At 62.3% G+C, this 16,868-nt stretch carries 9 protein-coding genes; 2 read left to right on the forward strand and 7 right to left on the reverse strand.

What is annotated here, in order from left to right:
• Positions 1–28: 28 nt before the first annotated feature.
• Positions 29–193 carry a DUF3309 family protein gene (locus HCN50_RS27440; RefSeq protein WP_065752791.1) on the reverse strand — a complete coding sequence of 55 codons (165 nt, stop codon included), beginning with the start codon at positions 191–193 and terminating at the stop codon, positions 29–31.
• Positions 194–357: 164 nt separating this feature from the next.
• Between HCN50_RS27440 and HCN50_RS27445 the strand changes: the two genes are divergently transcribed.
• Positions 358–669 (forward strand): polyhydroxyalkanoic acid system family protein, encoded by a 312-nt coding sequence (locus HCN50_RS27445; protein ID WP_171713018.1) that lies wholly within the window; start codon positions 358–360, stop codon positions 667–669.
• 7 nt (positions 670–676) lie between these two features.
• On the opposite strand, the gene treY is transcribed toward HCN50_RS27445, so the two are convergent.
• The 6 genes from treY to HCN50_RS27475 are packed head-to-tail and all read right to left on the reverse strand — an operon-like array spanning position 677 to position 14,706.
• Entirely contained in the window at positions 677–3,466 is a 2,790-nt protein-coding gene (gene treY, locus HCN50_RS27450; protein ID WP_171713019.1) for a malto-oligosyltrehalose synthase, read from the reverse strand.
• Positions 3,467–3,470: 4 nt separating this feature from the next.
• Positions 3,471–5,222, reverse strand: a complete 1,752-nt coding sequence (treZ, locus tag HCN50_RS27455; protein ID WP_171713020.1) for a malto-oligosyltrehalose trehalohydrolase — start codon at positions 5,220–5,222, stop codon at positions 3,471–3,473.
• Complete coding sequence (gene glgX, locus HCN50_RS27460; RefSeq protein WP_171713021.1) at positions 5,219–7,294, reverse strand: glycogen debranching protein GlgX; 2,076 nt, start codon at positions 7,292–7,294, stop codon at positions 5,219–5,221. The genes treZ and glgX overlap by 4 nt, the downstream gene beginning before the upstream one ends.
• A 3-nt stretch (positions 7,295–7,297) precedes the next feature.
• Positions 7,298–9,445 carry a 1,4-alpha-glucan branching protein GlgB gene (glgB, locus tag HCN50_RS27465; protein ID WP_171713022.1) on the reverse strand — a complete coding sequence of 716 codons (2,148 nt, stop codon included), beginning with the start codon at positions 9,443–9,445 and terminating at the stop codon, positions 7,298–7,300.
• Entirely contained in the window at positions 9,442–12,747 is a 3,306-nt protein-coding gene (treS, locus tag HCN50_RS27470; RefSeq protein WP_171713023.1) for a maltose alpha-D-glucosyltransferase, read from the reverse strand. Before treS ends, glgB begins: the two co-directional genes overlap by 4 nt.
• 9 nt (positions 12,748–12,756) lie before the next feature.
• Entirely contained in the window at positions 12,757–14,706 is a 1,950-nt protein-coding gene (locus HCN50_RS27475) for an alpha-1,4-glucan--maltose-1-phosphate maltosyltransferase (RefSeq protein WP_171713024.1), read from the reverse strand.
• Positions 14,707–14,903: 197 nt separating this feature from the next.
• Here HCN50_RS27475 and malQ point away from each other — a divergent pair, with 197 nt between their 5' ends.
• Complete coding sequence (gene malQ, locus HCN50_RS27480) at positions 14,904–16,856, forward strand: 4-alpha-glucanotransferase (protein ID WP_171713025.1); 1,953 nt, start codon at positions 14,904–14,906, stop codon at positions 16,854–16,856.
• Positions 16,857–16,868: the final 12 nt, after the last annotated feature.

The following is a 16,868-nucleotide window of genomic DNA, read 5'->3' on the forward strand; positions in this document are numbered from 1 at the left end:
GTCTTGATGTGGCATAGAGCGCAGCCGCTCACAGCTTGCCGAGCAGCAGCAGGATTAACAGAATCACGATCACTAGCCCCAAGCCGCCGCCGCCGTAATATCCGGTGCCATAGAACGGGCCGCCACCGATGCCGCTAAAGCCGCCGAGCAGGGCGATGATGAGAATGATGAGAATGATGGTGCCGATAGACATAAATCTCTCCTCAGCCCGAACGGGGCGTTATGGATGTTTCTGCCCTTCGCGTGGAACAACAACCGGGAGTCATCTAAGTTCCGCGTTGCATCGCGATAATGCGCGTGGCTCTTTCATTCGCAACGCGTGCAATTACATGCGGATAGATTGAGAGGGATTTCGCGATGACCAAACCGCTTGTGGTATCCATCCCGCATAGTCTGGGGCGCGAGGAAGCGATGCGCCGCCTCAAGACCGGCCTATCGCGCGCCGCTTCCAGCGTGCCGGTGCTGAGCGTCGATGAGGAGCGCTGGGAAGACAATCGCATGATCTTTCGCGTGCGCGCACTTGGGCAAGCAGCGGCGGGCCATGTCGATGTTGCCGATGATCATGTGCAGGTGGAAGTCGTGCTGCCGTGGCTGTTGCAGCGGTTTGCCGAAGCGGCCCAGGCCGCCATCCGCAGCCGCGGCCAGTTGCTGCTGACCAAGAAAAGCTGATGCTGCGCTAGGCGGGGCGACGCATTCGTGCCGGCTTTGTCATGCCGTTGAATCTCGCCTTCAGCACGGCGACCGGCAAATGCGTCAGCAGGTCTGACAGGCGCAATAGCGCGGCATCGGCGTCGGCAAAACTTTCGACCGCATAGCCGTCGACGTGTAGCGCGGCGGCATAGTTTGGCGGGCTAGGCCAATGTCTGCCGCTGTCGGTAAACGGTGCAAACCAGCGTGTGACGACGATGATCGCGGCCTCACGGCCTCGCCGCCGGGCAAAAGCGATGAAATGGTCGCGCTGCGGACCGCTCACCTGCAAAGGCTCGTAATCGCCATTCGAAAAAATGTCGGAGAGTTCGGTCCGAAGCTTGAGCAGATGCCGTGTCCAGGCGAGCTTCAGATGACCGCTCGGCCACTTTTCGACCAGCCGGTCCCAGTCCGGCTCCTTGAGCGCGTCCAAGCGGCCTGCACGTTCGGCAAAATCGACCGGCCGCCGGTTGTCGGGATCGACCAAGGAAAAATCCCAGAGCTCGGTGCCCTGATAGAAATCCGGTACGCCGGGCATCGTCGCTTTCAGCGTGATCTGGCTGAGCGAATTCAGGGCGCCCAGCAGCGACAGTCGCTGCGCCAGCGCTTGCAGAGAGTTCAGGAATTCAGCCGAGAGCGAAGGATCGAGAATTTTCGAAATAAAGCTTTTGACGCCCGCCTCATATGCCGCATGGGGATTGAGCCAGCTGGTTTCCTGCTTGCCCTCCCGCGCGGCCTTCAGCGCATATTCCTGCATCCGGTCCACAAACGAAGCGTCGTCCGACCGCCATGCCCCGAGCAGCGCCTGATACAGCATGTATTCGAATGTCGCCGACGGCGCGCGCAAATCGCCATCGACGAGCAGATGCGACGCGTTGAGCAGTTTCCATCGGGCCACGGCGCTGGTCCATTCCCCCGGAATTTCCGCTAGTGCCGTGATCCGAGCACGGGCATCCTCGCCGCGCTTGGTGTCGTGCGTTGCGGTCGCCGTCATGCCGTGCGGCCATTCCCTGGCGCGCGTCTCCATCATCCGGTGAAAGTCATCGACCGATAATGCTTTTGCCGCGGGATCGCCGCCGACCTCGTTGAGCGCAAGCAGGCGGTGGTAACGGTAGAACGTCGTGTCCTCCAGCGACTTTGCCATCATCGGTCCGGTGAACTGTTGCACCTTCAACGCAAACCGGCGCACGCGCGGCGCGCTGTGGTGCGTACGGCCGGGTTTGATCAGATCCATCGTCAGCGCGTCACGCAGGAAATCGAAAATGCCGTCATCGGCGGCGAACCAGTCGGCGCGCGCCCGCTCGATGGTTCCGGATATCAACTGGCGGTCATGCGCGGATGGGCCCGACAATGTCAGGTAAGTGCGGTAGACCGGAAAGTGCAGCACGTAGAGTTCGAGTGCCTGTCGCAGGCTGTCGGCCGAATAGTCACGGGTGGAGTAGTGTCCACTGGCAATCCGGGCCAGCAGGCGCGTCAGCACCGTGAACTCGCTGGTCAGCAGCGTTTCGAGCACGCGGCGTTTTGCGTTCCGCAGGATCGGCTCGAGTTGCGGCGAATGGTTGCTGATCTGCCGCCAGATCTCGTCGAGTGGCTCAAGGCCTCGCCCGTCGATCAGCACATGGGTGATCGCGTTCATCCATTCATAGCCGGTGGTGCCGTGGACGCCGGCGAATGACGGCAGCTTTTCGCCCTCGCCAAGAATTTTCTCGATCACGACGTAAAACGGGCGGATTTGCCCGCCAACCGCATCGCGCACCAGCCGGCGCAAGCGCTGGAAATACTGGACGGGATCGCGCAGGCCATCGATGTGGTCGAGCCGCAGCCCCTGCAGCTTGCCTTCCGCGATCAGCCGTTTGACCAGGCGGTGAATCGCCTCGAATGTGCCGGCGTCCTCGACGCGCAGGCCCGCCAGCGTATTAATGTCGAAAAAGCGTCGGTAGTTGATGTCGCTGGATGCGAGCCGCCAGTGGCCGAGCTTGTAGTGCTGGCGTTCGAGCAGATGGTGCAGCGCCAGCGTCGGCGCCATGCGGTCCGCGCCGGCGCGGTAGGCCTCAAGGCCTCGCGCGATGAGATCGGCGGCACCTGGGACGTCCTTCAGTTCGGCCTTGAAGCCGGGCGCTTCCTTGCGGTTGGGACGTCGCGGTCCCTGGTATTGCTGTGCCAGCGCAAGCATCGCCTCGCCGGGCGCGCTTTGCTCCGCGCCGGCTTCCTTGACGATCATGCGCAGGATCTCGCCATAACGCTCCGGTGCGATCGGCAGCCGATGCTCGAAATACCAGGCCGAAAAACTGCCTTCGCCGGCGTCATAGCGCAGTTCGATCTCGCCATTTTCCAGCGCCTTGCCATAGGACGAGCCGATGATCGGCAGCAGCACGCCGCCGCGCGCCCGATAGGGCAACTGCTCCCAATCGATATCGAAAGAGGCCGCGTGCGGCGAAGCAGGTCCCCATTCCAGCATGTCGAGCCACCACGGGTTATCGGCATAATGCACGCCGACATGGTTGGGCACGAAATCGAGGATGAGTCCGAGATCATGCTGCTGCAGTACGGCGCTCAGCCGCTCGAAGCCGGCTTCGCCGCCGAGCTCGGGATTGAACTCGGCGTGGTTGGTGACGTCGTAGCCATGCGTACTGCCCTTGCGGGCCCGCGTGAAAGGCGACGCATAGAGATGGGTAATGCCGAGCGCCTTCAGGTAGGGCACCACGGAAGCGGCGGCGTCGAAATCGAAGTCCGGCGACAATTGCAGGCGGTAAGTCGCGATCGGGATCGCCGGGGGCATTTTCCTATCCGAGGCGCCAGTGCACCGACCATGGCGGGACGCTATCGCCCAACTCGCTACCCCAGATCAGGGTTCCCGCGGCCTGGCTTTGGCTGACCGCCTTTTCCGACAGGTTGGCGGTGAGACGAAGCGTCTTGCCATCGCCCATGCGCCAGTCGGCCGTCAGCAACCCGTTGCCCGCCGCGTCTGCTTTTCCAAAAGCTGTGCCCGCAAGCCGCGGCACAATCTCCTGGCGCCGGACCTGCAACAGTTCTCGCACCATCGTCAAGCGCTTCCGCCCCGCCGGAGCGTCGCGGCCGTCCCAATCGAGAACGGCAGAATCGCGGGTCGATGCGGCAAGCGCGTCGGGGACCTCGTCGCCATATTCTGCATAGGCCCAGGCCAATTCGACGCGGCGACCTTTCCGAACTGCGTCAGCAAGCTCGCCGCCGAAATCGCAGAAGAACGGGAAGGGGACCGTTGAGCCCCATTCCTCGCCCATGAACAGCATGGGGATGTGAGGTGCAATCAGCAGTACCTGAAGCGCCGCCTCGATCATCCGCACGTCGGCGTTGCCCTCGAGCCGGTCGCCCAGCGCGCGGTTGCCGATCTGGTCGTGGTTCTGCAGAAAGTTGATGAAGGCGGTCGGCGTGAGATGGCCACTCGGCTCGCCGCGCTTGCCGCGGCGAAACGTGGACATCTCGCCCTGATAGATGAACCCCGATGACAGCGCGCGTGCGAGATCCGAAATCGGCGAGCGCTGGTAGTCGACATAATAGCCCTGCTTCTCACGGGTCATCAGCACGCGCCAGGCGTGATGATAGTCGTCGTTCCATTGTGCGCGGTATTTCCCCTGCGGCGGATCCTGGACGGCGTCCAGAATGCTGGCGCGATTGTCGCCATTCTCCAGCACGAGATGAATGTGCCGGCCGGTTTCCGCGGCCAGTTGGCCGGCGGCGACGCTGATATCGTGCAGCAGCGACAGCCCGCCCGGCTCGACGATCGAGTTGACGGCATCGAGCCGCAAGCCGTCGAAGCGATAGTCGCGCAGCCAGGACAACGCATTCTCGATCGCAAATGTGCGCACTTCCTTGACGCGATAGTCGATCGCGCTACCCCAGGGCGTGTGGGCTTTCGTGAAAAATGAAGGCGCATAGCGGCCGAGATAATTTCCCTCGGGGCCGAAATGGTTATAGACGACGTCGAGCATCACCATCAGCCCGCGCAGATGCGCCTCATCGATCAAGGCCTTGAGATCGTCGGGTCGCCCATAGGCGCTATCGGGCGCATACCACAAGACGCCGTCATAGCCCCAGTTTCGAGATCCTGCGAAATCCGCCAGCGGCATCAATTCCAGCGCGGTAATGCCGGTCTCGACGAGATGATCGAGCCTTTTGATCATCGCGCGATAGGTGCCTTCTTTGGTGAAGGTGCCGACATGGGTCTCGACGATGACTGCCTCCTGCCACGGCCTTCCGCGCCAGCTCGCAGCCCGCCACCGATAGGCGTCATGGTCGATCACTTCGCTCGGGCCGAAGACGTCGTCGGGTTGAAACGCCGATGCCGGATCCGGTACGTCGATCTCGTCATCGATGCGGAATTTGTAGCGCGCGCCGGCCTTCACGCCGGCGATGTCGGCCGTGAACCAGCCATCCTCACCGCGCTTCATCGGGTGAGGTTGCTCCAGCATCACATCGACGCGTTTCGCTGCCGGCGCCCACAGCCGAAACCGGGTGCCGTAGTTCGTCAGAAGCGAGCCGAATTGCCGGTCATTCATGCCGCGCCTGCAAAGGCAAGCACCGACCGCGGCGGCGCGCTGGTCTCTGCACCGGATGCGAATTCGGTGAAGCCCGCCGTGGCCTCAGTCGTATTCAGCACCTGCTGCCAGTTCTTGTATTCGGACATCTTGGGCAAAGTGAAAGCGATCTCTTCGGGGGCGGCGTTCAGGACGATAAAGATCGGCGGCTGACCTTGTTCCAATGGCCCCAGCACGTAAGCGAGGAACCGTCCTTCCGGAAAATTCCAGTCGGCTTCCTGCATCTCCTCGGCCGCCGGCGTCAGCCACAGCACGCCAAAGGAGCCGTCCTTGCGCCGCCCGGAGAGCCAGCGCTGGGATCGGAGCTGGGGAAAGCGCCGGCGCAATGCGGTCATGTGGCCAATGAAATCGGTGAGGTCGTCGCCCTGCTTTCCGAGATTGTCCCAATTGATCCAGCCAATCTCGTTGTCCTGGCAATAGGCGTTGTTGTTGCCGTTCTGCGAGTTGCCGACCTCGTCGCCGGCCAGCAGCAACGGCGTTCCTTGCGCGAGGAACAGGCAGGCAAGCTGGTTCTTGCGGAGCTGCCGGCGCAGGGTCACGATCGCAGCGTCGGTGGTCGGGCCCTCATGGCCGCAATTGTTGCTGTGGTTGTCGTTGGAGCCGTCGCGATTCTCTTCGCCGTTCGCCTCGTTGTGCTTCTCGTTGTAGCTGAACAGGTCGGCCAGCGTGAAACCATCATGCACAGTGATGTGATTGATGCTGGCGCGGGTGGCGCGGTTGTCGTGGTGAAACAGGTCGGATGAGGCGGTCATGCGGCGCGATACTTCGCCGATCAGGCTGCCTTCGCCGCTCCAGTAGCGCCGCATCGCGCTGCGGTAACGGTCATTCCATTCCGACCATTGCGAAGGGAAGGCGCCGACCTGATATCCGCCGAGGCCGAGGTCCCACGGCTCGGCGACGAGTTTGACTGTCGCCAGCACCGGATCCTGCCGCACCGCGGTCAGAAACGATGAATTGCGGTCGAAGCCGTTCGGCCCCCGCGCCAGCGTCGTGGCGAGATCGAAGCGGAAACCGTCGACGTGGCAGACCTCGACCCAGTAGCGCAACGAGTCCATCACCATCTGCAGCACGCGCGGATGGGTGAGGTTGACCGAGCTGCCGCAGCCGGTGAAGTCGTCGTAGTAGCGCGGATTGTCCTTGTTGAGCCAGTAATAGGAAGCGTTGTCGATGCCGCGGAAGCACAGCGTCGGACCGAGGTGATTGCCCTCGGCGGTGTGGTTATAAACCACGTCGAGCATCACCTCGATGCCGGCATCGTGCAGCCGTGCTACCGTGGTGCGGAATGCGTCCAGCGCGTTATCCTGAGCATAGCGCGGCTCCGGCGCGAAGAAGGCCAGTGTGTTGTAGCCCCAGTAGTTCACAAGCTTTCGCTCGACCAGTACCCGGTCGTCGATCAGCCCGTGGACCGGCAGCAACTCGATGGTGGTGACGCCGAGCCGTTTGAGATGATCGATCATGGCCGGCGAGCACAGCCCGCCATAGGTGCCGCGCCAGCCTGGCGCCACGTCCTCGCGCTTCTGCGTCAGGCCCTTGACATGGGCCTCGTAAACAATGGTGTCTTGCCAGGAAATGTTCGGCCGTATTTCGCGGCGGCCCCAGTTGAAGGTTTCGTCGACCACGACCGCCTTCGGCATGCCGCGCGCATTGTCGCGGCGATCGAAGGAAAGATCTTCGCGCGCGCTGCCTGTTCGATAGCCGAAATGCGCGTCGCTCCACACCAACCGGCCGGCGAGCCGTTTGGCATAGGGATCGAGCAGCAGCTTGTTGGCGTTGAAGCGGTGCCCGCGCTCGGGCGCATAGGGCCCGTGGACGCGGTAGCCATAGAGCTGCCCAGGGGAGACGTCGTTGAGATAGCCATGCCAGACGTCCTCGTTGCGCTCCGGCAGTTCGATCCGCTCGAGCTCGCGGCGGCCTTGGGCGTCGAACAGGCAAAGCTCGACCTTCTCTGCATTGGCCGAAAACAGCGCAAAGTTGGTGCCCCTGCCGTCCCAGCTTGCTCCAAGGCGAGCGGGGCTTCCCGCTGACAGTCGCATGCGTCAGCTTTCCGGCACGAGGAAGATCGCGCCCAACGGTGGAATGGTCAGGTGCAGTTCAGGCACCAGTGCGTCCCGCGTCCGAACCTCACCCACGTTGCCGACATTGCTGCCGCCATAATGCGCCGAGTCTGAGTTGAAGATCTCGCGCCATGCGCCGGCGAACGGCACGCGGATGCTGTAGTCGTGATAGACATTGGGCGAGAAGTTTACGACGACGAGGCAACGCGCCCGCGGTTCATTGCCTTTGCGGATCCACGCAAACACGTTGTTGTTGGCGTCGTCGGTGACGACCCATTCGAAGCCGGCCGGGTCGCAATCAAGTTCATGCAACGCCGGCACGCTTCGGTACAGCCGGTTGAGGTCGCGGATCAGGGCCTGGACGCCGGCGTAGCTGGTCTGCTCGAGCAGATGCCAGTCGAGCGACTGCTCGTGATTCCACTCCCGCTCCTGGCCGAATTCGCATCCCATGAACATCAGTTTCTTGCCGGGATGGCCGAACATGAAGCTGTAATAGGCACGCAGATTGGCAAAGCGCTGCCACTGATCGCCGGGCATGCGGCCGAGGATCGAGCGCTTGCCGTGAACGACCTCATCGTGGGAAAGCGGCAGGATGAAGTTTTCCGAGAACGCATAGTGCAGACCGAACAGGATGTCGCCGTGATGATATTTCCGGTGGATCGGATCCTTGCCGATATATTTCAGCGTGTCGTGCATCCAGCCCATGTTCCACTTGTAGCCGAAGCCGAGTCCACCGAATTCGACCGGCCGTGAGACCTGCGGCCAGGCGGTGGATTCTTCTGCGGCCGTGGTGGCCTGCGGATAATGTCCGAACACCTCGGTGTTGAAGCGGCGCAGGAAGTCGATCGCTTCCAGATTTTCCCGGCCGCCGTACTTGTTCGGAATCCATTCATCGGCGGGCCGGCTGTAGTCGAGATAGAGCATCGAGGCGACCGCATCGACGCGCAGTCCGTCTACGGCATAGCGGTCGAGCCAGAACAACGCGTTGGACACCAGGAAATTGACCACTTCGGTACGGCCGTAATTGTAGATCAGCGTACCCCAGTCGCGGTGGCGGCCCTGCAGGGGGTTGGCATGTTCGTACAGTGCGGTCCCGTCGAAATGGCCGAGGCCGTGGGGATCGTCCGGAAAATGCCCGGGCACCCAGTCGAGCAGCACGGCGACGCCCTCGCGATGGCAGGCATCGACCAGCGCGGCAAAATCGTCCGGAGTGCCGAACCGGCTGGTCGGGGCGTACAGGCCGGTCGGCTGATAACCCCAGGAGCCGTCGAAGGGATGCTCGTTGACCGGCAGAAATTCGATGTGCGTAAAGCCCATATCCTTCGCGTAGGCCGGAAGCTGTTCGGCGAGCTCGCGGTAGGTCAGCCATTCGTTGTTGCCCTTGCGCCGCCAGGAGCCAAGATGGACCTCGTAGATCGACATCGGCGCGCTTAATGCGTTCATGCCTGAAGGGGCAGGCCGTGGGCGGGCCAGTTTGGCCTCGTCGAACACGATCGAGGCGGTCTTGGGACGAACTTCGGTGGCGAAGGCGAATGGATCGGATTTCAGCGGCAGGTGTTGGCCGTTCGGTTCGATGATGTCGAACTTGTAGTGATCACCGACGCTTGCTTGCGGGATGAACAGCTCCCAATAGCCGACCCCGCGCACCCGCATCGGATGCCGCCGCCTGTTCCAGTAGTTGAAGTCGCCGACCACGCTGACGCCCTTTGCATTCGGCGCCAGCACCACAAAGGCCACGCCCTCGACGCCATCCAGCGTCATCGGATGCGCGCCGAGCTTGTCGTAGATCTGCTGATGGGTGCCTTCGCCGAGCAGATAGAGATCGAAATCAGTGAGCACCGGAGGAAACCGGTAGGGGTCATCCAATTCGACCACATTGTCCCCGAACCGGGCGCGCAACTGGTATTTTCTCGACCCGTTCGGCAGCGCGCCGGCGAACAGCCCGGCTTCGTGAATTCGTTCCAGTGGCGCACGCTCGCCATGCTCGCCGATCGCTTCGACATTCTGGGCTTCGGGGATAAAGGCGCGTACGACGTGGTGGCCGCCTTCATCGTGCAGGCCAAGATAGCGGAACGGGTCGGAGTGGCGGCCCTCGATGATGGCATAGGCCTCAGGGGAGAGTGTGATCATGAGGCGCCTTCCGCTTGTTGCAGGAGGATTCGGATGATTCCGGTCAGCGGGACACGCAGCCAATCCGGCCGGTGCGACAGTTCATATTCAACCTCGTAGAAGGCCTTTTCGACCAGGAAGAAATTCAGGAGCCGCGCGGAAGCGTTTGCGTCGGCAGGCCAGAACCGCTGGTTGGCCGTCGTCTCACGATAGGAGGCCAGGAACGCCTCCGTCGCGCGGTCGCGCCAATCCGCCAGCGCGGCAGCCAGTCTGTTCTGCTCGTCCGGGAAAAACTTCAGCGCACGCTCGTAAGCCGCGGTGGCTGAATAGTCGATCGAGCGAATCAGGCCGGCAACGTCGCGTGCCGCGGGCGCCTTGCGGCGCCGTTCCACGATGCTGCGGCGCGGTTCGCCCTCGAAATCGATGATGAAAATGTCCTCCTTGACGATCAGCATCTGGCCAAGATGAAGATCGCCGTGCAGGCGGATGTTGAAACCATCGATCTCGCGCGGCAACATTGCCCTCAGCAAGCCCGGCAGCGTTGGCTCAAGCGCCAGCAGTTGATCGCTCAGCACGCGGTCGGGTTCTTTCAGGCTGTCGCGCCGTTGTCTGAGCGTGTCGAAGATGCGCTCGGCACGAATTAGTATGTCGTCGATCCAGCGCTGCGCGTCCTCGTGCCGAATCGGCTCCGGCGCGAATTCGGGAATCTCGCTGTTGCTGGCCAGCGCCAGGTGCATCTCTCCAATGCGCCGCCCGGACTGCGACATGTAACGCAGATAGGGAATCTGCTCTTCGCTCTCTCCGGGATGCTCGGCTGCCGCCAGCAGGCGTTGCTCCTCGACAAAGCGATCCAGATAACCGGCGGTTACGACCCAGGCGTCACCCTGGTTGGCAACGAAGGCATGGACGATGCCGATCGCGCTTCTCTTTTCGCCTTCCACCAATTCCACGCTGCCGAGCAATGCCGGTGTGTTGGCAAAGCCGGCCACATCGGTCAGGAAGCGGCCCATCTCGATTTCCGGATTGATGCCGCTTTCCAGCTTCCGGTAGATCTTGACGACGTAGTCCTCATCGACCAGCGCGGTGCTGTTCGACTGCTCGGTTTCCACCGCGCGGATGCGCTCCGGCTGCCGGACCGGGCGATCCGAGAAGCGGCTGGTCGGCTTGAATTCCAGCCGCAGTCCCTGTTCGCCTTCCTCGACGACCAGCGACTCGCGCAGATTGCGCAACAGGAGCGCGATGAAGATCTGGTCGGTGGCGACGTCGAGCAGGGTTCCTTCCCGCGCGCCCTGCCGAACCGCGGCCAGCGCATGCGGATTGTAGCGCTCGCGGTCGAAGCGTACCCATTCGATCTGCATCGGCAGCACGTAGCGGCTGGTGACGCCGCGCTGCGTGGTTTCAAAAAAGGCGAGCCACGGCCGGTTGTCGCCGATATCGCAGAATGGCACCGCCGAGACCAGCGCCGGATGAATAGCCTTGGCCGTTCGTTCCGGATACCAGCGGCTGCGCGCCAGATGACCCGGCAGCACGTCGCGCTCGAAAACGCCGCGCTCGCGCGCCAGAGAAACCCAGGTCGCGTTCACCGGCACCACCAGTGTTTCGAATTCGGGCACGGCCCGCAGCACCACCGGCGCCGACTTGTCCGGCTCCTGCAGCTCGAACCAGTAGAAGCCGTAAGGCGCCAGCGTGATCATGTAGGGCAGTTCGCCGATCGCCGGGAAGCGCGTTCGGCCGAGCATTTCCAGGGGGATACGATCCTTCCAGGCGGAAAGATCCAGTTCGGTCGCCTGTGCCGATCGCGACAGGTTGGCAACGCACAGGATCGCCTGATCCTGATACTGGCGTACATAGCAAAGTACCGCGCGATTTTCGGGACGGACGAAAGTCATGGTGCCCCGGCCGAAGGCCAGTGTGGACTTGCGAACCGAGATCAGCTTCTTGGTCGCGCTGAGCAGCGACGAAAGGCTGCGCGACTGCGCCTCGACATTGACGGATTCATAGCCGTAGACCGGATCCATAATGCAGGGTGCATAGAGCCGTGCCGGATCGGCACGGGAGAACCCGCCATTGCGGTCCGGCGTCCATTGCATCGGCGTGCGGACGCCGTTGCGGTCGCCGAGATAGATGTTGTCCCCCATGCCGATCTCGTCGCCGTAATAGATGATCGGCGTGCCCGGGAACGAGAGCAGCAGCGAGTTCATCAGCTCGATCTTGCGGCGGTCGTTGTCCATCAGCGGAGCCAGCCGCCGGCGGATCCCGACATTAATGCGCGCGCGGGGATCGTTGGCATAGGTCGACCACAAATAGTCGCGTTCGACGTCGGTCACCATTTCGAGCGTCAGCTCGTCGTGATTGCGCAGGAACAGCGCCCATTGGCAGTTGCCCGGAATATCCGGCGTCTGGCGCAGGATGTCGGTGATCGGGAAGCGGTCTTCCTGGGCGATCGCCATGTAGATGCGCGGCATCAGCGGAAAATGGTAGGCCATGTGGCATTCGTCACCGCGGCCGAAATATTCCTGCACGTCCTCCGGCCACTGATTGGCCTCGGCGAGCAGCACCTTGCCCTTGGCATAGGCGTCGAGCTCGCGGCGCAGCCGTTTGATGATGGCGTGCGTCTCCGGCAGATTCTCGTTGTTGGTGCCGTCGCGCTCGCAGAGGTAGGGAATGGCGTCGAGACGGAAGCCGTCGACCCCGGTATCGAGCCAGCGCTTCATCACCTGCACGATGGCGCTCACCACGCGCGGGTTGTCGAAATTGAGATCGGGTTGGTGGGAAAAAAACCGATGCCAGTAGAACTGGCCGGCTTCCGGGTCCCAGGTCCAGTTCGATTTCTCGGTGTCGGTGAAGATGATCCGCGTGCCCAGATATTTCTGGTCGGTATCGCTCCAGACATACCAATTGCGTGCTGAGGATTTCGGGTCCGAGCGCCGGGCGCGCTTGAACCAGTCGTGCTGGTCGGAAGTGTGGTTGATGACGAGTTCGGTAATGACCCGCAGGCCGCGCTTCTTGGCTTCCTGGATGAAGCGGCGGAAATCCTTCATCGTCCCGAAATCGGGATTGATGTCGCCGTAATCGGCGATGTCGTAGCCATCGTCGCGGCCGGGAGAGGGATAGAACGGCAACAGCCACAGTGTGGTGACGCCAAGGTCCTGCAGATATCCGAGCTTCTCGGTCAGCCCGGCAAAGTCGCCGATGCCGTCATTGTTACTGTCGGCAAAGGCTTTGACATGGAGCTGATAGATGATCGCATCCTTGTACCAGAGCTCATCGGCCGTTTCGTCGGCCTTCACTTCGCTTGAATCGACCGGTGACATGACATTCATGGCGGCCCCTCACGCCAGGCAGCGCAGCATGACGGCGGGATCGCGCGCCGGATCGATGCGAAGGCGAATGCCGCCCCATTCGATCGCATGCCGCTCGCCCGTCATCAGGTTCTCGACCGCCGCAACGGGCCGGCGCGTATTGCCTGAAAGGACCTGGACGTCGCCGAGGGGCAGCCAGAAATCGTGTATGTCGCGCGACAGCGCGATCGCCACAGCGACCGTGTTGGTGCCGTCGACGGATTCCTTGACGAAACCGATGACGTTGCTGTCCTCGATGCCGATAAAGCGCAAATTGCTGGTTTGCTGCAGCGCCGTGTTGGCCCGCCGCGCGCGATTGAGCGCGGTAATGTAGGGTTTGATGTTTCCAGGCTTGTCCCAGTCCCGGACCTTGATCTCGTATTTCTCGGAATCGAGATATTCCTCACGTCCGGGGATCGGCTCATGTTCCAATAATTCGAAACCGTTATAGACGCCGTAGGTGCCGGACAGCGTCGCAGCCAGCGCGACACGGGACTTGAACATCCAGGCTTCGCCGCTTTGTAGGTGATAGGGCAGGATATCAGGCGTGTTGACGAAGAAGTTCGGCCGATAGAAATCGCGCTCGGGATAGCCGGTCAGCTCGGTCAGATACTGCTCGAACTCCCATCGCTGGGTCCGCCAGGTGAAGTAGGTGTAGGACTGGGTGAAGCCGAGCTTGGCTAGGCCCTTCATCAGCTTCGGTCGCGTAAAGGCTTCGGCCAGGAAGATCACATCGGGGTGGCGCAACTGCACCTCGTGAATGAGCCACTCCCAGAACCGGAACGGCTTGGTATGAGGATTGTCGACCCGGAAGATCTTCACGCCCTGGGCGATCCAGAACAGGATGACGTCGCGCAGCGCATTCCACAGTGCACCGGCGTCCTCGGACGTGAAGTCGGGGTTGACGATGTCTTCATATTTTTTCGGCGGATTTTCGGCATAGCGCATCGATCCGTCCGGACGGCGCTTGAACCATTGCGGGTACTGTTTGAGCCAGGGATGATCGGGCGAACACTGCACGGCGAAATCGAGCGCCACTTCCATTCCGTGGCTATGGCAGGCCGCTACCAGGGCGCGGAAATCCTCGAGCGTGCCCAGTTCCGGATGCACTGCATCATGGCCGCCCTCGGCGCTGCCGATCGCGTAGGGACTGCCGGGATCGCCCTCATTGGCGGTGGTCGCGTTGTTGCGGCCCTTGCGGTTGGTTTTTCCGATCGGATGGATCGGCGTAAAATACAGCACGTCGAAGCCCATCGCGGCGACATCCGGCAGCCGTTCGATGCAGTCCCGGAACGTGCCGTGTTGGCCGGGAATCTTGCTCTGGCTCCGCGGCACCATCTCATACCAGGCGCCATAGCGCGCCTGCGGCCGGTCTGCCACGAAGGGAAATAGCTGCGAGCGCGTCAGATCCGGCCGCAACTGGCTCTCGGCCATGGCTTCCTTGAGATCCTGGCTGAGGAGCTGCGCAGTATCGCCTGTCTGCAGGTAGTCTTCGCAATGCTTTACGATGACGGAAGCAGCGTTCCGGTCGGCGGCCTGCGCCTTGGTCAGCATTCCGGCGCCCTCGATGGCGTCCACGGACTGGTCGGTACCGGCTTTCAGCTTGAGCTCAAATCCGTGGCGCCACGTCGCGAATTCGTCGGTCCAGGCCTCAATGGCATACACGTAGCGGCCGGGTGCAGGGGGAACGAAGGAGCCGGACCAGCGGTCGTTGCTGTGCAGCGTCATCGGCTCGCGGCGCCAATCCCGGTCGAGTTCGCGGCGCCAGATCAACGCCGCGGCGACCACTTCATGCCCATCCCGGTAGATGTCCGCCCACACGTCCACCGGTTCGCCGACAATCCGTTTGACCGGAAAGCGCCCGCCATCGATCGAGGGGTAAACGTCTTCAATATGGAAAGCACCGCTGGTGCTCTCGACAGATTGTGCAGGTTTGTTCACGGTGATGCCGCCATTGCCATGAAAATGACGACCCGGACGCAGGAAGATGCGCCGGGCCTACATAGAAAGCCGCTCGCCACGCAATGGTTCCAGCGGAACGCAACGCGGGCGAACGCGTTAGAGATGGTCTATCCCCTTCCTGTATCTAGACAATTTTAGGACGCTCTCCTGACCTTTGCGTGCAAACCGCGTGTCGAATGAACCTCTTTGCCGAAGCCGCTAGTCGCGGAATTCAAGCCGAATTCCTGGATGGTCAGGGCCGCCGCCGCGTGACGGACGCCGCGGCCTTGAAAATGGTGCTGGACGCGCTGCCGCCGCAGGCTCCGGGACCTCTGATCAGCCAGCCGGTCGTTGTCCGGTCCGGGCGCCCGGCGCGCACCGATCTCCAGGCCACCGCCAAGCTCCCAGCGAAATGGAAAATCGTTGCGGATTCGAGGGTTATCGCCACAGGCGACGCCCACGAGCGTGCCATTGATTGGCCGCGGGAGCTGGCGCCGGGCGTCTATCGGCTGCAACTCGCCGACGCTGCCGGGGCAACCGAGGAAGTGCCGCTGATAGCGGCGCCCGAGAAGGCCTTTAATGGGGATTTCGACCGCGGCTGGCTGCTTGCGGTGCAGCTCTACAGCGTCCGCTCCGCGCGGAACTGGGGCATCGGTGATTTCACCGACCTCCAAGAACTTCTCCGGTTGGCCGATCATCTCGGGGCCGACGGCGTCGGCCTCAATCCGCTCCACGCCTTGTTCGACGATCGTCCCGGCGATTGCAGTCCCTATTCGCCGAACAGCCGGCTGTTTCTCAACCCGCTCTATGTGGATGTCCAGGCTATTCCAGAGTTTGAGGCCGATTCGGAAACACGCGATGCGCTGGCCACACTTCGCCATGGCGATGTCGTCGATTATGTGGCGGTCGCCAATCTGAAATGGCGCGCGCTTCGCGCGGCATTCGCCGCGTTCAAAGCCAATGCCCAGCCGGCGCGCCGACGCGACTTCGACCAATTCCGTGCGGAGCGAAATCCGCTGCTGTCGCATTTTGCCTGTTTTGAAGTGCTGCGGCACAAATTTGCCAAGCCCTGGTGGGAATGGCCGGAAGAATGGCGGCAGCCTGACGACGCGAAATGCGCCGCCTTCCACAAAGCAGCGGATGGATCTGAAGTCGAGTTCGTCGAGTTCGTGCAATGGACCGCCGACCGGCAATTGGGAGCCGCCGCCGATCTTGCGCGAAAGCTCGGCATGAAGATCGGGCTTTATCTCGATGTCGCTGTCGGTGTGCAAGCCGACGGTTTCGATGCCTGGAATGAGCAGGCCGCCATCTCGCGGATTCTCGGCGTCGGTGCGCCGCCGGACGCGCTCAATTTGGCTGGCCAGAGTTGGGGTCTTGCCGGCTTCAATGCCGCCGGCCTCGAGCAGCAGTCCTTTGGCCCATATCGTGACATGCTGCGCGCTTCCATGCGGCATGCCGGCGCGATCCGGCTTGACCATGTGCTCGGGTTGAAGCGGTTGTATCTGGTTCCACAAGGTTTCACGGCCGCCGACGGCGTGTACGTGCAGATGCCATTCGAGGCGCTCCTGGCGGTCACCGCGCTCGAAAGCGTCGCTCATCGCTGCGTCGTCATCGGCGAGGACCTCGGCACGGTGCCGGAAGGCTTTCGCGACCAGATGGCCGACTGGGGCATCTGGTCATATCTTGTGATGTTGTTCGAGCGTGACGATCGCGGCTCGTTCCGCCATATCGATCACTACTGGACCAATGCGCTCGTTACCTTCAACACCCACGATCTCTCGACCTACGCCGGCTGGCGTTCGTTCGGCGATCTGAAAACAAAGCGCTCGCTCGGCATCGATCCGGGCGAAAGCGACGATGCGCGCTGGCATGCGCTTGCGATGCTGGACGACGTGCTGCGTCACCACACCATCGACCGTAACGATCTCTTTTCGGTGGCGAATTTTCTGGCGCGCACCAAGTCGCGGCTGCTCGCGATCTCGCTGGAGGATCTCTTGGGCGTCGTAGACCAGCCCAATATTCCCGGCACCGTCGACGAGCATCCGAACTGGCGACGGCGGCTTCCGGTGCCGCTCGAGGAAATGGCGTCCGCGATGGATGTCGCTGCGCTCAAGGCCGCGACACGGGAGCGCTCGCGCGCCGCGGTATAATGTCAGGCGGTG

Source organism: Bradyrhizobium archetypum, assembly GCF_013114835.1.
Classification (GTDB): Bacteria; Pseudomonadota; Alphaproteobacteria; order Rhizobiales; family Xanthobacteraceae; genus Bradyrhizobium; species Bradyrhizobium archetypum.

Coding starts and splice junctions, on each gene's coding strand:
- treS (WP_171713023.1), bottom strand. CDS start 12,747: ATGAATGTCATGTCACCGGTCGATTCAAGCGAAGTGAAGGCCGACGAA.
- glgB (WP_171713022.1), bottom strand. CDS start 9,445: ATGATCACACTCTCCCCTGAGGCCTATGCCATCATCGAGGGCCGCCAC.
- treZ (WP_171713020.1), bottom strand. CDS start 5,222: ATGAATGACCGGCAATTCGGCTCGCTTCTGACGAACTACGGCACCCGG.
- HCN50_RS27445 (WP_171713018.1), top strand. CDS start 358: ATGACCAAACCGCTTGTGGTATCCATCCCGCATAGTCTGGGGCGCGAG.
- glgX (WP_171713021.1), bottom strand. CDS start 7,294: ATGCGACTGTCAGCGGGAAGCCCCGCTCGCCTTGGAGCAAGCTGGGAC.
- malQ (WP_171713025.1), top strand. CDS start 14,904: ATGAACCTCTTTGCCGAAGCCGCTAGTCGCGGAATTCAAGCCGAATTC.
- treY (WP_171713019.1), bottom strand. CDS start 3,466: ATGCCCCCGGCGATCCCGATCGCGACTTACCGCCTGCAATTGTCGCCG.
- HCN50_RS27440 (WP_065752791.1), bottom strand. CDS start 193: ATGTCTATCGGCACCATCATTCTCATCATTCTCATCATCGCCCTGCTC.